Origin of the sequence: Microcoleus sp. w2-18bC1 (genome assembly GCF_036700365.1) — a bacterium.
GTDB lineage: Bacteria > Cyanobacteriota > Cyanobacteriia > Cyanobacteriales > Microcoleaceae > Microcoleus.
Genome location: NZ_JAUBOS010000005.1, coordinates 172506 through 190894, shown reverse-complemented (window position 1 = coordinate 190894; position 18389 = coordinate 172506). Strand labels below are relative to the sequence as shown.

The window sequence follows — 18389 nt, the reverse complement described above, 5'->3', positions numbered from 1 at the left end:
AGTTTTTGAGCAACAGCTTGCCTTCTGCTAAAAGGCTGCTACTTTTAGCTGCACTGATTTTTTAGTCTAAACTACAGTTATAATTAACGATCGAATGCCAGTGAGACAGGCTATTGATGAACTTCTGGTGCTGGTTAACTGTAGCGAACAATCGGAGTGGAAAGGAGTTGTTTTGTATCTACCATTGTAACAATTAGCTATATATTTAAGACTCCTCTTGAACCATTTTAACATACTGTTTTAACACAGGTGGAATCGTGAAAACGGTTTCTGTTTCACCGCTCAATTTTTCGATCATTCCCCGTCTTGCTAAAGATTGAATTGCTTTACATAATTCGCCTTCTGACCCTTGACATTTTGCCATCCATTGGGTAAACGAAATCGGCTCAATTTCATTGCTGATTAGGTCGAGCGCCTGTTTTTCTATTTCCGACAACCGCTGATAGTGCTGCTGCAATATCGGTGTCAATTCATCGCTTAAAAATACTGGTTGATAGCTTAAATATTGAGAGACTCTACCGCCAAATAAGTTGTTAATGGTTTGAGCGACTAATTTTAACCACAGGGGATTACCTTGATAAAGGTTAATCAATTCCGGCCAGGCTTCTTCATCCAACAAACCCTTTTGTCTAAGAATTTCTGTTGCTGCTTCACCTAAACCGGTTAACTGCAATAAACGTACTGCTGAATTATCGTCGGTGAATGTGATGATGTCTGAGGGAGGTTCCCAACTATTGAGAATTAAGCAGCTATTGTGGGGAATTTCGCCGATGAGTTTAAATAGGGTTCCGTAGTTTTCATATCCTGGTTTATAATGTCCTGGAAGTTGCCCGCTGCTGAGAATTTGCTGCACGTCATCGAGGATGATTAGACAGCGATTGTCTCGCAAATATTCGATTAGGATTGATAACTGAACATCGGTGTTGGCGGGAATGTTAATTTCTGGTTGATTTGAGAGAAATTGAATGAGGGTTTTGAGGGTTGTTTCGAGGGGCGGAGAAGTGCGGAGACTGCGCCAGATGATGCGATCGAACTGAGTTTGAATTTGGGGGATGAGGTTACGGGCGATCGCACTTTTGCCGGTGCCTGCCATGCCTGTGATGGTGAGGAGGCGGCAGTTTTGGTGGGCGATCGAGTTTTCGAGGGCGGTGAGGGGTGAGTTGGGGTAGTTGTAGAAGGTTTTGAGCTCCGGTGCATCTCTTAAATCGAGTCGCAGTTTCTCTTGGGTGTCGTCTTCAGTTGGGGTTTGTGTAGGGGGTGAGTTTTGTGGAGTTGTTGGAGGGTGTGAGGCTTCTGTGCAGACGTTTATATTCCCTTTGTGGACAAGGTTAAAATAACCAGAATTTGAAATTTTAGAGATTTCATATCTTTCCATTGTGGAGTTCAAATTGGATTTATTAACATCTTCATCTAAGATTTTTGAAAGAATTTTCCATAACTTTGATGCAATATTTCTGACATGGCGTTCAGTACAATGAACCTCTTGGGAAATTTCGGAGTATCTTTTACCTTGCCAAGTTCCCCGTACTACTGCCTGTTGCCGATCGTCTAGGTGTTTGCCCGTCTTAGTGAACACCAAGCCATCGGCCAACCTTAAGAGTTCTTGAACATCCATTTATTGGGTAGGTGTAGGAAGTTTTGTCTATTGTATCAGATTTTTTCTGACTTTTTCTGACTTTTTCTGACTTAGGATGGCAAAATGTGACTTTTAACGGCTAGCTAATTTTATCAACTACTGGCCAATTGTGACATTCTCCTACTGGACAATACATAAAAATTAAAGTTAAACTTTTTAATGAGGGGCATTAAAGCAAGAAATTGCTTAAAATGTGGTTGCGTCAGTGAGCAAAGAAGTAAATAAAAAGGCTCATAAATTAGTTTTGCCCTGAGTTTTGACATGGGTAGGAGTGCCGATGTTAATCCGCCTGGGTTTGCTTTTTTATCAACCAGCTTTTTTAATAATTGCAAGACGTTTAGGGGCTTTTCGCCTCGTGAAATGTTCGTAAAAATTTGGTAATTTCCAAGAGGCTAAAAAATTATGTCTAGTGCATTATCCCTACCGCAAGCTAATTTAAAAATGGCTCTCTGGCAAGTCGATGCTGATGCAATGAGCAGCAGCGACTTGTATGTGTGGTTAAATGATATCGGCTTGCCGCATGAAGTCACGATCCGGCTGCATGAACTTGCCACATACACGAAAAAAGCTGCTAACAAAGTTTTATTCATCGGTAAAATTCTCCTGATTAAAATTATAGAATTTGTCAAGGCGCATCCCAATTTAGTTATAGGGGCTGCTGTTGGCGTCGCTGTAGGAATTTTGGCAAATTCGATACCATTTGTCGGCCCGTTATTAGCACCTTTGGCAACAGCGCTGGGTATCCCAATTGGTGCAATAGCCGGCCACCGACTCGATAAACTTGCCCAAGGCCAAGAGGTGTCTGATGATGGAATTATTGGAATTGCTCAAGACATGATTGAGATTGCCAAAGCATTTTTTCAACTACTGATAGACGTTTTCAATACAATTTTCCGCAACGTCATCACTGCTTAACTGCCTAAATTAGAAAAAAGATTGAGGTCTAATATGTCTGCAAATAAAACGCCAACCAAAGAGCAAATTCTGAAGTCAATAGAGCAACTGGAAAAAAACCCACATGATAAATTAGGGATTTTAGGAGATATTGGCATTGGTGTGGTGGGGGCTGCCGGTGCTGGTGCGGCGGCGGCAGCTTTCGGTGGTGGATCTGTATTATTTGGGTTAATAGCCGTTGCACCTCCCGTAGGATTAGTTGTTGGCGGTGCAGCTTTAGGTGCTGCTGCTCTTGTAGGGGTAAAACGAATGTTATTTGATGGCACTTTTGACCAGGGAAAACAAGCAGAAATGCTTAAAAACTTAAAAGAACAGCTAAGAGATGTTGAAGCGAAAGAAAGAGCCTCTAAGCTGGAAGATAGCGATAAAACTAAATTTATTGTTTCGTTGAAAGAACCCGTCAGGCTCGATTTAATTAGCCCGAAAGACGCTCAGGATTTAATTAGCGCCGTAGAAAGCGGTAAAATTGCAATCAAAGAGGCGATTAAAATGGTTGAGGATGTGGTAAAAGCTGCTAAACCCTAACTGCCTTCTGACTGCGTAACCTGGGAATTCTAAGTTGTAAGTCTGCGATCGCCCTTACTTAAACCAAGAGCGATCGCCTCCTAATTTTCTGGAAAATAACGCTCCAAAAACTCCCTAGCCGTAACAATAGGAATCCCCTCATATTCCTGCAACACTAACAAATCCAGATCGCCCGTAACAATTGCATCAGCATCAGCAGCGATCGCAGTTCCTAAAATCATATTGTCATTAGCATCTCGTAACTCAGGCACGTCGATAGTGGAAATTGGATAAACTTCCACTATCTCTCGCGTTCCCCTCATTAAACCATTAACGGTAAAACTCAAAGACTGTAATCTCGCCTGGAGTTTTTGTTTGTTTAAAGTATTCTCTAATTCTGCTAGTATTGGTTCAGAAGCACAAAATATGAGTTGACGAGTTCGAGCTAATCTGAATAAACGAGCTGGGATACCTCCCCACAGCCAGCCTGACACAAAGATATTAGTATCCACTACAATTTTCATTTGTGCGACTCTATTTCAGAACCTTTCTCGCGACGCACTTCCCGCACAAGTTCGCAAATTTCTTCCATTGTTAACTCATCAGGATCTGGACTCGCTGCTTCTATTCGCCGTTCCCATTCCTCCCAGTCAAAACCTGCTACCTTCTGAAAAACAATACTATCTCCTGTAACTGTAACTGCATATCGATCCCCAGGCTTCAGTTGAGCCTCAATCTCAGCGGGAATTTCTAACTTACCGTCGGGGTTGACAGGAACAGTAATATTTGATTTCAGAATGTATTCTCGCAGGTGTTCAACCACTCTATCTTGCAGAGTTTCCGGCAAAGATTCCATAATTTTGACCAAAGTGGCGATCGCCCTTGATGACATAGCTTTATCCTCTATATTTAATTTACCGCAAATCCGGTGTACTGCCGAATATTGGGAGAACGGAATCCCAAAACAATCTGTTCTTTGGGGATTCCCCCCGCTACTAACTCATTCGCAATTCCCTCTTCAGTTCCATCTCTTTGAATCCAAATTTTTCCCTCAATAATATCAACATGAACTAAACATCCGTGAACTCTGATATCGTTTTCGCGCCCCAATATTATTAGCAAATAACGGTCGGAATCGCTATCAAAAACCGTTTGAATCTGAATGTCTCCATAAGCATAAGGTATTTGAGCATATTCAGTCAGAATTTTTTTGATAATGCGACGATAATTCTCTAAGGTTCCCATTGTACTATCTCCTCATTTTGTTCGGCAAAAACGATTAAACATACTTGATAATCGGCTCTAATAATTTGACCAAGCGGTTCCGACAATAATTCGCTAAAAACTGATTGTGTAATAGCTAGATATAGCTTTCTATCGGGTTCAGTTCTAGCTATAACAGAACGATAAACTAAGTATTGACCCAGCGCATTCTCCAGGTCATTCATGTCTGATGCGCCCACAAAACTTTTGACTTCTACAGCTATCTTCTGTCCAGCTTTCTCAGCACTTAAAATCCGCTCTGCGCCCAAATCCACGTACATATCTTTAATTCCCCATTTTAATCGCAAGGGATCGTGGGTAATTCTCCATCCGTCTTTGATGAGGGCGTTTTTGACAACATTGTGATATAGGTCTTTGGCTGGCATATTGGAAGAAGTCAATTTTAAATCAATACGATTATATCCTAAAATCTACGATGATTATCAAGTCTGGATAATTCTGCTCGCCTTAATTTTAGCACGATATCCCTCTAAAAAAATCCAACAATTTCCTCCGCTCAAAGCCGACCATCGCAGCGCTCATACTCATCTTCCAAAAGCCATGAATGAGCCTCATCATAACTTGAACTTGAAAATAGAGACTTATAGTTAGCTGATGGCTAGTAAATACAAAATCCTCTATTTTTGGCACTCACTAACATCAAAATACGAGGAGGAAAAACAATCGGATCTACCCACAATTCGATAAATTCCCAATCATTAACTTGTTCGGCGAGGTCTGGTGTGTGCGATAACATGATATTCAGTTTACCAAAACTCCACACAAAAAGCGATCGCCCGCCCAACAGCACCAATACCTCCAGACTTGCTACTGTAAAGAGAGTTAGATTTAATCAACAAGCAATTATGAGCGGTACTGTTACATCCCCCAACAACCTCAACCAGCAGCGGCAACTCTCCACAGCATCCGCTGACACTTCCACTTCCCTGCTGGGCGACTTCATCCAAGAAACACTCGCCTTAACCAAGCGCCTGTTTATTCAATTGCAGCGCCGCCCCTCGACGCTAGTTGCAGGCATTATTCAGCCCCTGATGTGGTTGGTTTTGTTCGGAGCTCTGTTTGAAAATGCACCCGCAGGCTTGTTCGGCGAAAGCCAGAATTACGGACAATTTCTCGGCGCTGGTGTAATAGTTTTTACAGCCTTTGCCGGGGCGCTGAATGCTGGTTTGCCGATTATGTTCGATCGCGAGTTCGGATTTCTCAACCGCTTGTTAGTCGCGCCCTTGGCTTCCAGATTTTCGATCGTCCTAGCTTCGGCTATTTTTATCGTCACCCTCAGCTTTATCCAAACCGGCACAATCGTTACAGCGGGGGCATTTTTGGGCGCGGGATTCCCCGGAATTGCCGGACTAGGGGCGATCGCCCTGATTGTGCTGCTGCTAGTTTTGGGCGTCACCGGCTTGAGTCTGGGTTTAGCCTTCGCTCTTCCCGGTCACGTAGAATTAATTGCGGTAATTTTTGTTACTAACCTGCCGCTGTTATTTGCCAGCACAGCCCTCGCGCCGCTGTCATTTATGCCAGAGTGGCTGCAAGTTGTGGTGACTCTCAATCCTCTGAGTTACGCGATCGAACCCATCCGCTACCTGTACCTGCACAGCGATTGGTCGCTAGCCAGTGTCGTGATGCAAGCTCCTTGGGGTACAGTCACCTTTGGAGGAGCCCTGTTAGTGCTGCTGGCGTTTGATTTGGTGGCGCTGCTGAGCATTCAACCGCTGCTGAGACGCAGGTTTGCTTAGGGCGAGCGTTTCACCTGCACCGTCAATTCTAGGGACACTCCAAGAGCCCATTGGTGTCAACTTAACGTCAAACCCAGTCACAGAATGGTGTTGGACTATTAAGCCTAGATCCCCCCTAGCCAAGGGCGGGCACGGGGGCACCGCCCCTACGAAGGGGGGAACCGGAAATGGATCAAAGTCCCCCTTCTTAAGGGGGATTTAGGGGGATCTGGACTCAGCTAAAAACGAGGTTTATCAAGGCTTTCAGGCGATTGTTCACACCAATGGGCATTGCCCTGTCCTTAGCCCCAGCGAAGTAATATAATATTTAGTCGCAAGTCAGAATATTGTTTAGATAGAATTGTTTTTTTGAAGATTCAACTAATAAATTATGAACACCAAAACTTCCAAATCCGGTAAATTGATGATGGGGATTGCTGCAAGCGCGATCGCATCCTGTGCTCTGTTCTCCCCTCAAGCAAGCTTCGCTCAAGCCAGCGGTTTAAATAATGCCCAACCGCTGCAAGACTTTCAAACTCAAGACAATACCGACCCATTTTCCGGCCGCAGCAGCGGCAGCGCAATATTTGATTTAATTCACAGATCCCAATTGGGAGGCGGCCGCAGCATGGAAGAATTTAATAGCGAACAGCGCCAAAATTTGAACGATGCGGCAGCAGAATTTCGCAACAAACAGCGCCAACTACTGGAAAAGCAAGCTGTACCTTCTGAAGGGGCGATCGCACCAGCAGAAATTACCGCCCCCGTCCCTTAAATTTACAAATGCTGTTTGCTCATTTCTGAGTCCGCGTGGGCGAAGCCAGCGCTTAGGCGGACGAAAGTTTGTCTAGCAGCGATTTCAAGATCCGAATCTTATCTAAAAACCATCGCGCTTAATCCCGTTCCAACCACGCCCGCATTTTACCCGGATTAAGCAAACCGTAAGGATCGACCAACTCTTTAAACTGCAACTGTTCCACATTAATACTTTTCATCCCTCCATCTTCCAATATATAAGTGTGAGGATTAGCAATCATTGCGCCTTGCTCTTCGTGATAGCGAATAATTTCATTTAGCCGTGATGCCGTAGTGTAGCGAACTATTTGCAAAGCCGCGGCGATCGCCCTGCCATTTATCCGCAAAAACTCCAAGTGCATCAACACCTCATCCCCATAATAATTGTACAGTTCCTCAATCAATTTCAAACCTTTATCTGGGGGAAAAATCGTCTGCAAATAAGTCAGAGACGGGTCAGCGCTGCGAGCGTGCAGAGTTGTATGATTCCAAGTAAATTCAGCAATTGCTGCACCTTTGTTCGCTGCTTGCGCGTTTTTTTGATAGCAAATTGTGCCGCCATATTCGCGCACCAAATCTTGCAGCGGTTCCAGACAAGATTCAGCTACCATTAACAAAGCGCAGTGCTTACCTTCAGGAATCTCCTCGCGGAAAGCAGCAAAATAAGCAGGAATCGGCCAAGCACAAACACAAATTAGTTTTTTGATAATTCCGTCAGCATCGCCCAAAGCTTGACCGAAGTTTGCCGATGTCATAAAATCGTCAAAAGCGACAATGATTTCCGCCCAAGCATAAGCAGGGGCGAGGGGAATTTCTAACTCTGTAATAATCCCATTTGTGCCGTAAGCGTGATTGACTTTTTGCACTTCATCGCCGCGTAATTCGATGACGCGGGGCTCGTCTTCCATTGTAACGACTCGAACGGCATGAAGATTTCCCCGATCGCGCAATTGCCCGTAAGTTATCGAACCAATTCCCCCGCTACCGCCGCCGATAAATCCCCCAATCGTTGCGGTGCGATAGGTTGAGGGAACCATCCGCAATTCCCAACCAGTTTCTCGCGCTTGTTTGTCGAAAACCGACATTTTCACCCCTGGTTCTACGCAAGCTAAACCCGGTTTTATCCAGCGGATACTGTGCATTTTGGTGGTATCTAAAATGACGCCACCCTTCAGGGGAATGCACTGCCCGTAATTGCCCGTTCCTGCACCTCTGACAGTTAGCGGAATTTTGAATTTGACGCAGGCTGCAGCAATCCGCAAAACTTCGGCTTCGTTGGCGGGACGAACTACTAAATCTCCTGTTTTATCACTTAAGAGAGGTTGCAAAACAGGACTGAAGTGATAATAGTCTTGAGATAGCTTGACAACTTGCGCGCGATCGCTAATTATTTCAATTCCCGATAGTTCCGAAGAAAAAGCATCCCAGTCAATACTTTGAATCGCATTTGCAGTCATTTTGTTTCCTCAATCCTGACAGGATTATATATTTTCTCAAACAGAACTTAGTAACCTAAAATACTAACTGCAATCTTTCTTTAAGCAGTAAGGTGCTGAGGTTTCATCCTAAATAGCAGGACTGCTTTTTTCAATTAACCAATCCCCCAAAGACTGCCATACCGTAGTATTTCCAAGGAACTACAACAGTCTCAAATCCAGCTTTTACCAGCATTTCCAACTGTGCCGAAAGTGTAGCTAGGCGATCGGGATTAGAATAGCCGTAAGAGACGCTCGTCCCCACATTTGCCCGAATTTGTGCTAACGTTTCCCCCTGACTTAGCGCCCAATCTTCTCGCGCCGCTTGATAAATATCTTTCATTGCTGCTGATTCTGCTAAAAGAGGGTCGGCATTCCAAAAACAGCCACCAGCATTTAAACTTCCGCGAATCCGTTGAAACAATTTCAACTTCATCTCGTCCTCAAGATGGTGAATTGCCAGAGATGAAACGCAAGCATTGAATTTATCGCTCAAGCCTGAGAAATTTGGATTTTTCGCCCATTCTCCAAAGTCCATTTCTATGCCAGTCCACCGGGCTGCGTATCCTGCCGACTCTATTTTGGCGCGGGCAAAATCAAGCATTCGCGGCGAGTAATCGACAGCAACTATTTCGGCAGACGGGTAGCGTTGGAGAACTTTTAAAGTGAGTTCCCCCGTACCGCAGCCGAGTTCTAAAATGCGGTGGTTTGTGTTAGCAATGCAGCCTGCTACTACATCCAGCATTTCGTCATATTTAGGTAAAAGTCGCCGAATGCCCGTATCAAAATCAGCAGTATTGACGAAAACTTCTCCCGGAAAAATTTCCTTGTTAGTAGGTGAGACAGTAGAGTCAGAATTCACGATCGCCAACCATAGACTACAATTGCTATCCTAACCGAGATAAAGCAAAAAGTGCGTGAAGTAGGGACAGGGCGCTGCCATGTCCTTAACCGAGCATCTGTACTTCACTCAACAGAAAATCCCTATAAAGTTATGGGTATTCTTACGGATAAGCGAAACACTCGCGGTAAACAATAATTAACCCTCAGTTGCACTCAGAGAGTCTTGCTTTACCCCGGACGCCAGCAAAACAGTCTGAGAAAGCAGTGTTATGTTAGTAGTGCATAAATTCCAATCAAGATTAAACCTCACACGTGAGGATACCATGCCCCAGTTGATTTCTCGAATTCGGGCTGCCATCAGCCAATTAATTTACAAGCGAATTATCCTTGTGGTGACAATTTTATTTTGTGTAGGTGTAGGAGTAGCGATGGCAAATATGTCTCGTCTTTCCTCCACTCTAATCGAATCGCAAGCTCTCCAAAATGCCACCCTCTATGCCCAAGCTGTTAAAGAAGCCCGCACCCTTTACAGTTCCGATGTTGTTAGTCCTCTAAACACCGCTGAAGCAATTAACTTTACCCACGACTACAACCCGACAAAAGTAACAGTTCCCGTACCAGCCAGTTTCTTAATAGAACTAGGCAACCATATCACAAAAAAAAATCCCGAAGTATCACTTCGTCTCTATAGCAACTACCCGTTTCCCTGGCGACAAAAAGAAGGCGGAGCCCGAGACGAGTTTGAACAGCAAGCTATTACCTATTTGACGCAAAATCCGACAAAAAAGTTTTTCCGCGTTGATGATGTTCGCGGCAAACCCGCCTTTCGATATGCCGAGGCAGATATTCTAACTTCTAGCTGCGTGAACTGTCACAATACTCACCGTGACAGTCCTAAAACTGATTGGAAAGTGGGAGATGTGCGGGGGATATTAGAAATTACTCAACCTCTCGATACCATCACTCAACATACTCAAAGTGAACTTAAAAACCTGTTTTTACTGTTAGTAGGACTTTCCGTTTTAGGAGTGACAGGCTTAACTGTATCTATCAGCAGGTTGCGCCAAAATGCTAAACAATTAGAACAGCGCGTCAGGGAACGCACGGCACAATTGCAAGAAACTAATGTAGAATTGGTAAAAGAACAGGAAAAGAGCGATCGCCTGCTGCTCAATATTTTACCCCAATCCATTGCTACCAAGTTAAAAGATGGTCAAAGCAGTATTGCTGACGGCTTCGCAGAAGTCACTATTCTGTTTGCAGATATCGTAGGCTTTACCGTACTTTCAGCACAAATATCTCCCGAAGAACTGCTCAAGTTTCTCAACGAAATTTTTTCAGCCTTCGATAGCTTAACGGAAAAGTACGGCTTGGAAAAAATCAAAACAATTGGAGATGCTTACATGGTAGTGGGAGGTTTGCCAAATCCCAGCACCAACCACGCCGAAAGCATTGCGGAAATGGCTTTAGATATGCAGGAGGAATTAGCAAAATTTAATGCCAAACATCATGCAGGAATTAACATTCGCATCGGCATCAATACTGGGCCGGCAATTGCGGGGGTTATTGGCACTAAAAAATTTATTTACGACCTCTGGGGCGATGCCGTCAATACAGCAGCCCGCATGGAATCCCACGGAATTGCCGGCGCGATTCAAGTCACACAATCAACTTACGATATCTTGCAAAATAAGTATCGGTTTGAAGACAGAGGAATTATCCACATCAAAGGCAAGGGCGATATGAATACTTATCTGCTTGCAGGCAGGCTAGTCAGCGCAGTTTCGGTTTAATTTGTTTATTATATTATGAAGGGGTATGCTAGTTAGTCCGAAGTCATCAGTCATTAGTTGTTAGCCGTTAGCCAACAACTAACAGTTAATGCCTGCTGGCCTTTGACTGCTGACAATTACAGGAATTACAGAGGGGATGTGAGAACCCGGTTTCTGCGCGGTTGCTTCGTTGACAAACCAAAAATTTATTACGAGAAACCGGGTTTATTTTCTTATGTTCTATCATTAGCCATTTGCAAAATAGTAAGTTTTATGTTATCGCGGATTTTATCATTCTTGAAATTTTTCAAATCTCGCTTGTCTAGGCAAATAGCTTTGTGGGTATTTGCTAGCATTCTTGTCATAGAGGGAATTATTTTAGTTCCTTCTTATTTTCGGCGAGAAAATGAACTTTTAAGTCAACTGGAACAGGTATCTCGCGCGACTGTTGATTCCCTAGAGTTTTTGCTTCAACAAGATATTTCCGATCGCACTTTCTTGCAAGAAGAAGTAAAAAATATTATTAAGGATTCTCAAGTGGTTTTAGGACTATCTATTTACCAAGCTAACGGTCAGCTAATATATACACTTGGCGAACCCCCAGAAATCAGTTTACAGCAACTAAAAAGAGCTCGTATAGTTCACAATCACAATTTCGATGGCAAGCGCTACGATATTGCTTGGACGGAGCGACATTTGGGAGGCGATTACATCTTAATTGTTCGCCACGATGCTTCCACCGTTCAACCGGAACTCTACGCATTTATCGGGCGGATTGCGGTTCTAGTCATCATTATATCAGCCTTTGTCACTTCGGTGACTATGTTTTTTTTAGGGGTGACAGTAATTTCACCTCTCTTGAGATTGCGCGATGACTTGATCGCTGCTGGAGACGCTTTGAGCAAAGATCAAGAGAAACCTGATTTCTACTCTCTGTCTGTCAAGCGCGATGACGAGTTAGGAGAACTCATGGTCGCATTCAATCAAATGTTTCACCGAGTATACAAGGAAATTGCACAGCGGAAACAAGCTGAGGAAGTATTACGCGCCGAACAAGAAAAGTCGGAACGTTTATTACTAAATATATTACCTGTCATGATTGCCGATCGCCTAAAACAAGGCCAGATAAATATTGCCGATGGATTTGCCGATGTTACGGTTTTGTTTGCTGATATTGTGGGCTTTACCGAAATATCTTCGCGCACATCTCCTGAAGAATTAGTCGAGTTGCTTAATAAAATATTTTCATCTTTCGATCGCTTAAGCGAACAATACGGCTTAGAAAAAATTAAGACTATCGGCGACAATTATATGGTGGCAGGCGGTTTGCCGCTTCCCTGTACAAATCACGCCGAATCTATTGCCGAAATGGCCCTGGAAATGCAGCAAGAAATTATGAAATTCCGCGACGAATGCGGTAAACCTCTCAATATCCGCATTGGCATTAATACTGGGCCTGTGGTAGCAGGTGTCATCGGCACTAAAAAGTTTATTTACGATTTGTGGGGAGATGCTGTGAATACAGCAAGCCGCATGGAATCTCAGGGACTTCCGGGTAAAATTCAAGTTAGCAACTCAACTTATGAATTGCTGTGCGATAAGTATTTGTTGGAAAAGCGCGGTAAAATTAATGTTAAAGGCAAAGGCTCTATGACGACTTATTTGCTCAAAGGTAGAAAATTGTAACTAACAATTTTAACCATCGCCCGCGAATACGTGGTATGGTGGCTGACGTTGCAGGGCAGACGCCCTCGCCACCAAACTATATTTTTTTTGAACGAACCGCGAAGACGCTAAGGACGCGAAGGAAGAGAAGAGAAGAAAAGAGAAGAGAATATAAAGAGTTGCCAAGTGAGTTAACTTTGCTATATTAAAATGCGAGTTGATATTAGTTAGATGGGTAAAAATGACGGCGGATCAGGAACTGAATTATTCTACTTCACCGATTTGGCAGCCCTTCACGCAAATGAAAACGGCGCCCCCGCCACTGAAGGTAATTCGCGGCAAAGGATCGGTGCTGGAATTAGCAGACGGGCGGCAAATTCTCGACTGCATTTCTAGTTGGTGGGTGACTGTTCACGGGCACAGCCATCCGGTTCTGGCTGAGGCTCTTTATGAACAAGCTCAAAAGTTAGAACACGTAATATTTGCGGGATTTACTCACGAACCTGCCGAGAAACTTGCAAGTAAATTGCTAACTCATACGCCTGCTTCTTTAACGCGGATTTTCTTTTCTGATAACGGCTCGACTGCTGTTGAAGTTGCTCTGAAAATGGCATTTCAATATTGGCAAAATATCGGAGAAACTAATCGCACTAGCTTTATTAGTTTTGAGGGAGGTTATCACGGCGATACTGTGGGCGCGATGTCGGCTGGCAGAAGTTCGCTGTGGTGGGAATCTTTTGCACCTTTAATGTTTGCTGGTGATGTTGTTCCTTTTCCGGCGACTTTTGACGGCGACAGCGAGGTGGAAAGCAAGGAGGCGGCGAGTTTAGAGAAATTGGAGTTTTTGTTAAAGCAGGGCGGCTATGCGGGAATTTTTATCGAACCTTTGGTGCAAGGTTCTGCGGGGATGCGAATGTGCCGCCCTGAGTTTTTGCGGGCGATCGCACAACTTGCCCGCCAGTTTAATGTATTGTTGATTTACGATGAAGTAATGACGGGTTTTGGGCGGACGGGCGAACTGTTTGCCTCGGTTAAATCTGCAACTTCACCGGATATCCTGTGTTTGTCTAAAGGATTGTCTGGTGGTTGTTTACCAATTGCTGTCACAATGGCATCGGAGGATATTTATCAAGCTTTCTGGCGAGATGAATGGGACAAAGCTTTTTTTCACGGTCATTCTTACACCGGAAATCCCTTAGCTTGTGCGGTGAGTGTAGCATCCTTGGAGCTTTTGGAGCAAAACCCAAATGTGTATCAAGGGATGGAAAAACTCCACCACAAATATCTAAATCAATGGCTGAGAAATCATCCTAAACTCGAACGGATTCGGACTTGCGGCACCATCGCAGCAATGGATGTGAAAACGGAAAGCGATTCCGGTTATTTTAATGACATCGCTCCTGTATTGAAAGCCAAATTTCTCGAAGCGGGGTTTTTGCTCCGCCCCTTGGGAAATACGCTTTACTTGATGCCTCCCTACTGCATTTCTCCTGATGAACTAGAATCGATTTATCGGGTAATTCGTCAGGTTTTGGATACTCTGTAAACCCTTTAATTTTAGTAATGAATTTACCCAATTGGAACGATTTGGCTGACGACGCGCTGGCGGGCAAATGTCTCTCTCGCGAGCAATCTTTAGCCGTATTGCGCGCACCGGATGAGGTTTTGCTGGAACAACTAAACGCAGCTTATCGGGTGCGCCGCCACTACTGGGGAAACCGAGTCAGGCTGCACTATTTGTTAAATGCTCAAAGTGGCCTTTGTCCTGAAGATTGCCATTATTGTTCTCAGTCCAAAATTTCGAGTGCGGAAATTGAGAAATATCCGCTTTTAGCTAAGGAGAAAATTCTGGATGCTGCCCAACGCGCAGCAGATTTAAAAGCTGGTACGTTTTGTTTGGTGATTTCGGGTCGCCAACCTAACGCATCTACTTTCGATCGCGTTTTGGATGCTGTCGAGACTGTGAAGGCAAATTATAACCTAAAAATTTGCGCTTGTTTGGGATTGTTGAGCGAGGAGCAAACTCATCGGCTGGCTAAAGCTGGAGTCGATCGCGTAAATCACAATCTCAATACTTCCGAATCATATCACACGGACATTTGCACGACTCACACTTTTGGCGATCGGGTTGAAACCGTCGAACACGTAAAAGCAGCGGGAATCACAACTTGTTCCGGCGGAATTTTGGGGATGGGCGAATCGGATGATGATGCGATCGATTTAGCGCTTTCGCTTCGCAATTTGGGAGTTACTAGCGTACCCGTCAACTTTTTCATTCCGATTCCCGGTACGCCATTTGCAGATGTGAACCGGTTAACTCCCCGCCAATGTTTGCGAATTCTCTGTTTGTTCCGATTTTTGCTTCCCAGTCAAGAAATTCGGATTGCTGGGGGACGGGAAGTGCATTTGCGATCGCTGCAACCTCTCGGACTCTACCCCGCTAATTCTATCTTTGTTGGTGATTATCTGACAACTCCCGGACAAGCTGCCCATCAAGATTGGGACATGATTCGAGATGCGGGATTTGCGATCGAATCCCCCGAAGGTTCTCTCTTAGAAGTTGATTCAGCAGTTACCACATCCGAACAAAAATCCCTGGTTGTGTAACTCTTATAGCAGTTTTCAATCGGATGAAATAGAGGAAGACACGGCACTGCCGTGTCCCTACCCAGTATCTATATTTCACGTTTACGAATGGGAAAGAAAAACCTGGTTTCTGAGGTAGCAAATGTGTAAACGGTAAGTTCTTAGATTGTAGCCCGAAACCCTTATTCTACGGTTGACATTCTTCAATCTAAAATCTAAAATCTAAAATCTAAAATAATACAAGAGAGGAAAATTGTGGACAAACGCGAAGAAATTACGATCGCAGAATACCAGCTAACTGCCGAATCTTTTCGAGAAGGAACTTGGCATCATGACGTATCCCAAAATCGATCCGCACTGACCGCTGCTATGCCCCGCAATCCCGGTAAAATTCTCGATATAGGATGCGGGCCGGGACGAGATTTAGTAGCGTTCAAGAGCCAAGGACACACAGTTGTAGGCTTAGATGCAACTCCGGCTTTTGTAGAAATAGCAAAAGAGTTGTCAGGATGCGAAGTTTGGCAACAATCTTTTCTGAATCTCGACTTGCCAGAAGCAGAATTTGACGGTATTTTTGCCAATGCTTCCCTGATTCACGTTCCCAGCGACGAGATGGTGAAAGTGCTGCAAGATTTGCACAAAGCCTTAGTTGTTAACGGTGCAATTGTCATGTCAATGTGCCGAGGAAATTGGGAAGGATACGACGAGAGACCAACGGGAAAACGCTATACTGCGGGATGGGAATATCATACTTTAGCGCCTTGTTTAGAAGAAACAGGATTTGCAATTGTCAATCACTACTATCGCCCCCCTGGCTTACCCCGCGAAGCTCAATCTTGGGTAGTAATGGTGGGCAAAAAACTCTAACGTAAATGGAAAATAGGCAATCGGTAATTGCCAATCATTCCCCTCTCTTCCTCTGCGCCCTCTGCGCCCTCTGCGGTTAAATAAAAAAACTCATTCACCAATAGACAGAAGATTGTTGTATAATTATATCCAGTCAAATAAACCACTTTCTGCACCAATTAAATCCCAATTAATATGACAGATAAATCCCACATTTTTTTAGCGGGTGCTAGTCGAGGCGTCGGCTTAGAAATCGCGAAATGTCTGACAGCACAAAAGATGCAAGTAACTGCACTTTTGCGATCGCCCACAACCAGCACCGAATTAGAAGCAATGGGCATCAAAGTCGTGACTGGCGATGCTTTGGATGCAGCAGCTATGGAAGCTGCGATGGCTGGCGGTGAGCCAATTCACGCCGTAATCAGCACAATTGGCGGCTTGCCCAAAGATGGAGAAAGAGCAGATTATTTGGGAAACAAAAACTTGATTGATGCGGCTGTCAAAGCAGGCGTGCAAAAATTTATTTTAGTTTCATCCATCGGTAGCGGTAAAAGTGCCGCTGCTTTGCAACCGCAGGTTTTGGAAACTTTGGGCCCGGTCTTAATTGAAAAGGAAAAAGCCGAAAATCATTTGATAGCAAGCGGGATGATTTATACAGTGATTCGTCCGGGCGGACTCAAATCGGAACCTGCAACAGGCAACGGTATTTTAACAGAAGATTTTAGAGTTGCTGGAACTATTCACCGGGCGGATGTAGCGCAGCTAGTTTGTCAGTGTTTAGTTTCTGATGCTGCTAACAATAAAGTTTTGTCGGCGGTAGACAGGCAAATGCTTTACGGCAATCCAGAATTTGAGGTATTAACTTTTAGTTAAATATCCAAACCTCAAAAAACACAAAAACCTGTAGGGGCGGTTTAAGCGAACAATACAAAACTTCCGCCCTTTGCAGATTTTTGTACAAAACCCGCCCAGACTTAAGAATCGCAAGGCTTAATCCACGATCGCCCGATCGCCCAATCCAAAACCAAACCCGCGATCGCAAACAATACCACACTCTCGACACCGCGAACCGCAAACGGCAATAACTCTTGTAGGGCGGGCATCTTCCCGGATTCAAAACACAATCCAGCATCCAACTGTCCAAAAGCCCGCACCAACCCAAAAGCCAACACCGCACCAGATTTAAGCTGCGGGTTAACATCTCGGCGGATAGCGTAGCGGTAAGTCACGCCGAACAAAAAACCGCCCAAAAGTGCGATCGTCCCTCTCAAGGCAAAATTTAGGTCAATTTCCCTTACCTGCAAACTCGCCAGAGAATCCAACCTATCCGCTAGAATTAAGCTATTACCAAGGGCGATCGCCCCAAAACCCAGCAAACAAGACAAAGCAGCAACACTCCCTGCCTTCAAAGATTCTACCCGTTCAGCCGCACTAAAATTTGACGAATCCTTCACAGCGCCCTCATTTCAAAAATGGCTCAAATTGACCTATCATAAGGTTTGGAGTCACTTTGTACAGTTTGTTCAATAAATAGCTATGGATATTTTGTCACTCGGTTGGGTTTCGGTGCTAGTTCTGTTCTCCTTCTCAATTTCAATGGTCATTTGGGGACGCAACGGTTTCTAGATTCCCGAATAGCTTGCGGGGCAGGCTTTTTAACGGCCCCGCATTTTTTTAAATCCTATTTAACCAAATCAAAATAACAGGAGTTGTAAACATGACAGCAAAAAAAATCTTAATGCTAGTCGGCGACTTTGTAGAAGACTACGAAGTAATGGTTCCCTTCCAAGCACTGCAAATGGTAGGTCACACCGTCCACGCCGTCTGCCCGGACAAAGCAGCAGGCCAAACGATTCGCACCGCAATTCATGACTTTGAAGGCGATCAAACCTACAGCGAAAAACCCGGTCACAACTTCACTTTAAACGCGACTTTTGACGAAATCAACCCGGCCGACTACGACGCTTTGATTATCCCCGGAGGACGCGCCCCAGAATACATCCGCCTCAACGAACAAGTGCTGCAAATTACCCGCTACTTTGCCAACAGCAAAAAGCCGATCGCATCTATTTGTCACGGCTTACAGGTTCTAACTGCAGCAGGCGTACTCGAAGGCAAACGGTGCACCGCATATCCCGCTTGCAGCCCCGACGTACTCCGGGCAGGTGGCAAATATACAGAAGTTCCCGTTACCGAAGCCGTAGTCGATGGCAATTTAGTCACCGCCCCCGCGTGGCCAGCACATCCTAACTGGCTAGCTGAATTCCTGAAAGTTTTGGGAACGAAGATCGAACATTCAGATAGTCATTAGTCA

19 protein-coding genes and 2 pseudogenes are annotated in these 18389 nt (G+C 44.5%); 13 read left to right on the top strand and 8 right to left on the bottom strand.

What is annotated here, in order from left to right; all coding sequences use genetic code 11:
• Positions 1-205 precede the first annotated feature (205 nt).
• The gene (locus QT979_RS05830) at positions 206-1615 is read right to left on the bottom strand and encodes an NB-ARC domain-containing protein (protein ID WP_333308600.1); all 1410 of its coding nucleotides are present in this window, start codon (positions 1613-1615) and stop codon (positions 206-208) included.
• A 423-nt stretch (positions 1616-2038) separates the two neighbouring features.
• Here QT979_RS05830 and QT979_RS05825 point away from each other — a divergent pair, with 423 nt between their 5' ends.
• Positions 2039-2551, top strand: a complete 513-nt coding sequence (locus QT979_RS05825; protein WP_333308598.1) for a hypothetical protein — start codon at positions 2039-2041, stop codon at positions 2549-2551.
• 33 nt (positions 2552-2584) lie between these two features.
• Positions 2585-3115 (top strand): hypothetical protein, encoded by a 531-nt coding sequence (locus QT979_RS05820; protein ID WP_333054427.1) that lies wholly within the window; start codon positions 2585-2587, stop codon positions 3113-3115.
• Between the two features lie 80 nt (positions 3116-3195).
• On the opposite strand, the gene QT979_RS05815 is transcribed toward QT979_RS05820, so the two are convergent.
• Genes QT979_RS05815 through QT979_RS05800 form a run of 4 tightly spaced genes read right to left on the bottom strand, consistent with a single transcriptional unit; the run spans position 3196 to position 4743 of the window.
• Complete coding sequence (locus tag QT979_RS05815) at positions 3196-3618, bottom strand: putative toxin-antitoxin system toxin component, PIN family (RefSeq protein WP_333308597.1); 423 nt, start codon at positions 3616-3618, stop codon at positions 3196-3198.
• The gene (locus tag QT979_RS05810) at positions 3615-3986 is read right to left on the bottom strand and encodes a hypothetical protein (protein ID WP_333308594.1); all 372 of its coding nucleotides are present in this window, start codon (positions 3984-3986) and stop codon (positions 3615-3617) included. The genes QT979_RS05815 and QT979_RS05810 overlap by 4 nt, the downstream gene beginning before the upstream one ends.
• A 17-nt stretch (positions 3987-4003) precedes the next feature.
• The gene (locus QT979_RS05805; protein ID WP_333209551.1) at positions 4004-4339 is read right to left on the bottom strand and encodes a XisI protein; all 336 of its coding nucleotides are present in this window, start codon (positions 4337-4339) and stop codon (positions 4004-4006) included.
• Entirely contained in the window at positions 4327-4743 is a 417-nt protein-coding gene (locus QT979_RS05800) for an element excision factor XisH family protein (RefSeq protein ID WP_333209552.1), read from the bottom strand. The genes QT979_RS05805 and QT979_RS05800 overlap by 13 nt, the downstream gene beginning before the upstream one ends.
• Before the next feature lie 480 nt (positions 4744-5223).
• Between QT979_RS05800 and QT979_RS05795 the strand changes: the two genes are divergently transcribed.
• Together QT979_RS05795 and QT979_RS05790 are read left to right on the top strand one after the other, a co-directional pair.
• Positions 5224-6114: an ABC transporter permease gene (locus tag QT979_RS05795; protein ID WP_333308612.1), complete on the top strand. Its 891-nt coding sequence runs from the start codon at positions 5224-5226 to the stop codon at positions 6112-6114.
• A gap of 370 nt (positions 6115-6484) precedes the next feature.
• Positions 6485-6868 (top strand): hypothetical protein, encoded by a 384-nt coding sequence (locus tag QT979_RS05790; RefSeq protein ID WP_333260425.1) that lies wholly within the window; start codon positions 6485-6487, stop codon positions 6866-6868.
• Positions 6869-6986: 118 nt separating this feature from the next.
• Here the strand turns inward: QT979_RS05790 and QT979_RS05785 are convergent, their stop codons facing one another.
• Both QT979_RS05785 and QT979_RS05780 read right to left on the bottom strand, forming a co-directional pair.
• Positions 6987-8345 (bottom strand): FAD-binding oxidoreductase, encoded by a 1359-nt coding sequence (locus tag QT979_RS05785; RefSeq protein ID WP_333308592.1) that lies wholly within the window; start codon positions 8343-8345, stop codon positions 6987-6989.
• A 130-nt stretch (positions 8346-8475) separates the two neighbouring features.
• A complete protein-coding gene (locus QT979_RS05780) occupies positions 8476-9225 on the bottom strand; it encodes a methyltransferase domain-containing protein (protein WP_333209561.1) in 750 nt (249 codons plus the stop codon).
• 250 nt (positions 9226-9475) lie between these two features.
• On the opposite strand from QT979_RS05780, the pseudogene QT979_RS28965 reads away from it, so the two are divergent.
• The 7 genes and pseudogenes from QT979_RS28965 to QT979_RS05750 all read left to right on the top strand — a co-directional run.
• Positions 9476-10144: pseudogene (locus QT979_RS28965) on the top strand (Tll0287-like domain-containing protein); the annotation flags it as partial.
• Between the two features lie 135 nt (positions 10145-10279).
• Positions 10280-10999 (top strand): annotated as a pseudogene (locus QT979_RS28960) (adenylate/guanylate cyclase domain-containing protein); the annotation flags it as partial.
• 252 nt (positions 11000-11251) lie between these two features.
• Entirely contained in the window at positions 11252-12664 is a 1413-nt protein-coding gene (locus QT979_RS05770) for an adenylate/guanylate cyclase domain-containing protein (RefSeq protein ID WP_333209565.1), read from the top strand.
• Positions 12665-12884: 220 nt separating this feature from the next.
• Positions 12885-14189 carry an adenosylmethionine--8-amino-7-oxononanoate transaminase gene (gene bioA / locus QT979_RS05765; RefSeq protein ID WP_333308590.1) on the top strand — a complete coding sequence of 435 codons (1305 nt, stop codon included), beginning with the start codon at positions 12885-12887 and terminating at the stop codon, positions 14187-14189.
• Positions 14190-14206: 17 nt separating this feature from the next.
• Positions 14207-15250, top strand: a complete 1044-nt coding sequence (gene bioB / locus QT979_RS05760) for a biotin synthase BioB (RefSeq protein WP_333227326.1) — start codon at positions 14207-14209, stop codon at positions 15248-15250.
• A gap of 234 nt (positions 15251-15484) precedes the next feature.
• The gene (locus tag QT979_RS05755) at positions 15485-16096 is read left to right on the top strand and encodes a class I SAM-dependent methyltransferase (protein WP_333227328.1); all 612 of its coding nucleotides are present in this window, start codon (positions 15485-15487) and stop codon (positions 16094-16096) included.
• A 174-nt stretch (positions 16097-16270) separates the two neighbouring features.
• A complete protein-coding gene (locus QT979_RS05750; RefSeq protein WP_333227330.1) occupies positions 16271-16948 on the top strand; it encodes an SDR family oxidoreductase in 678 nt (225 codons plus the stop codon).
• Positions 16949-17049: 101 nt separating this feature from the next.
• On the opposite strand, the gene QT979_RS05745 is transcribed toward QT979_RS05750, so the two are convergent.
• Positions 17050-17529 (bottom strand): hypothetical protein, encoded by a 480-nt coding sequence (locus QT979_RS05745; RefSeq protein WP_333227332.1) that lies wholly within the window; start codon positions 17527-17529, stop codon positions 17050-17052.
• Between the two features lie 82 nt (positions 17530-17611).
• Here QT979_RS05745 and petN point away from each other — a divergent pair, with 82 nt between their 5' ends.
• Both petN and QT979_RS05735 read left to right on the top strand, forming a co-directional pair.
• Positions 17612-17701 carry a cytochrome b6-f complex subunit PetN gene (gene petN / locus QT979_RS05740; protein ID WP_071883976.1) on the top strand — a complete coding sequence of 30 codons (90 nt, stop codon included), beginning with the start codon at positions 17612-17614 and terminating at the stop codon, positions 17699-17701.
• A gap of 91 nt (positions 17702-17792) precedes the next feature.
• Positions 17793-18386: a DJ-1/PfpI family protein gene (locus tag QT979_RS05735; RefSeq protein ID WP_333209575.1), complete on the top strand. Its 594-nt coding sequence runs from the start codon at positions 17793-17795 to the stop codon at positions 18384-18386.
• Positions 18387-18389: the final 3 nt, after the last annotated feature.

Coding starts and splice junctions, on each gene's coding strand:
- QT979_RS05830 (WP_333308600.1), bottom strand. CDS start 1,615: ATGGATGTTCAAGAACTCTTAAGGTTGGCCGATGGCTTGGTGTTCACT.
- QT979_RS05825 (WP_333308598.1), top strand. CDS start 2,039: ATGTCTAGTGCATTATCCCTACCGCAAGCTAATTTAAAAATGGCTCTC.
- QT979_RS05820 (WP_333054427.1), top strand. CDS start 2,585: ATGTCTGCAAATAAAACGCCAACCAAAGAGCAAATTCTGAAGTCAATA.
- QT979_RS05815 (WP_333308597.1), bottom strand. CDS start 3,618: ATGAAAATTGTAGTGGATACTAATATCTTTGTGTCAGGCTGGCTGTGG.
- QT979_RS05810 (WP_333308594.1), bottom strand. CDS start 3,986: ATGTCATCAAGGGCGATCGCCACTTTGGTCAAAATTATGGAATCTTTG.
- QT979_RS05805 (WP_333209551.1), bottom strand. CDS start 4,339: ATGGGAACCTTAGAGAATTATCGTCGCATTATCAAAAAAATTCTGACT.
- QT979_RS05800 (WP_333209552.1), bottom strand. CDS start 4,743: ATGCCAGCCAAAGACCTATATCACAATGTTGTCAAAAACGCCCTCATC.
- QT979_RS05795 (WP_333308612.1), top strand. CDS start 5,224: ATGAGCGGTACTGTTACATCCCCCAACAACCTCAACCAGCAGCGGCAA.
- QT979_RS05790 (WP_333260425.1), top strand. CDS start 6,485: ATGAACACCAAAACTTCCAAATCCGGTAAATTGATGATGGGGATTGCT.
- QT979_RS05785 (WP_333308592.1), bottom strand. CDS start 8,345: ATGACTGCAAATGCGATTCAAAGTATTGACTGGGATGCTTTTTCTTCG.
- QT979_RS05770 (WP_333209565.1), top strand. CDS start 11,252: ATGTTATCGCGGATTTTATCATTCTTGAAATTTTTCAAATCTCGCTTG.
- bioA (WP_333308590.1), top strand. CDS start 12,885: ATGACGGCGGATCAGGAACTGAATTATTCTACTTCACCGATTTGGCAG.
- bioB (WP_333227326.1), top strand. CDS start 14,207: ATGAATTTACCCAATTGGAACGATTTGGCTGACGACGCGCTGGCGGGC.
- QT979_RS05750 (WP_333227330.1), top strand. CDS start 16,271: ATGACAGATAAATCCCACATTTTTTTAGCGGGTGCTAGTCGAGGCGTC.
- petN (WP_071883976.1), top strand. CDS start 17,612: ATGGATATTTTGTCACTCGGTTGGGTTTCGGTGCTAGTTCTGTTCTCC.
- QT979_RS05735 (WP_333209575.1), top strand. CDS start 17,793: ATGACAGCAAAAAAAATCTTAATGCTAGTCGGCGACTTTGTAGAAGAC.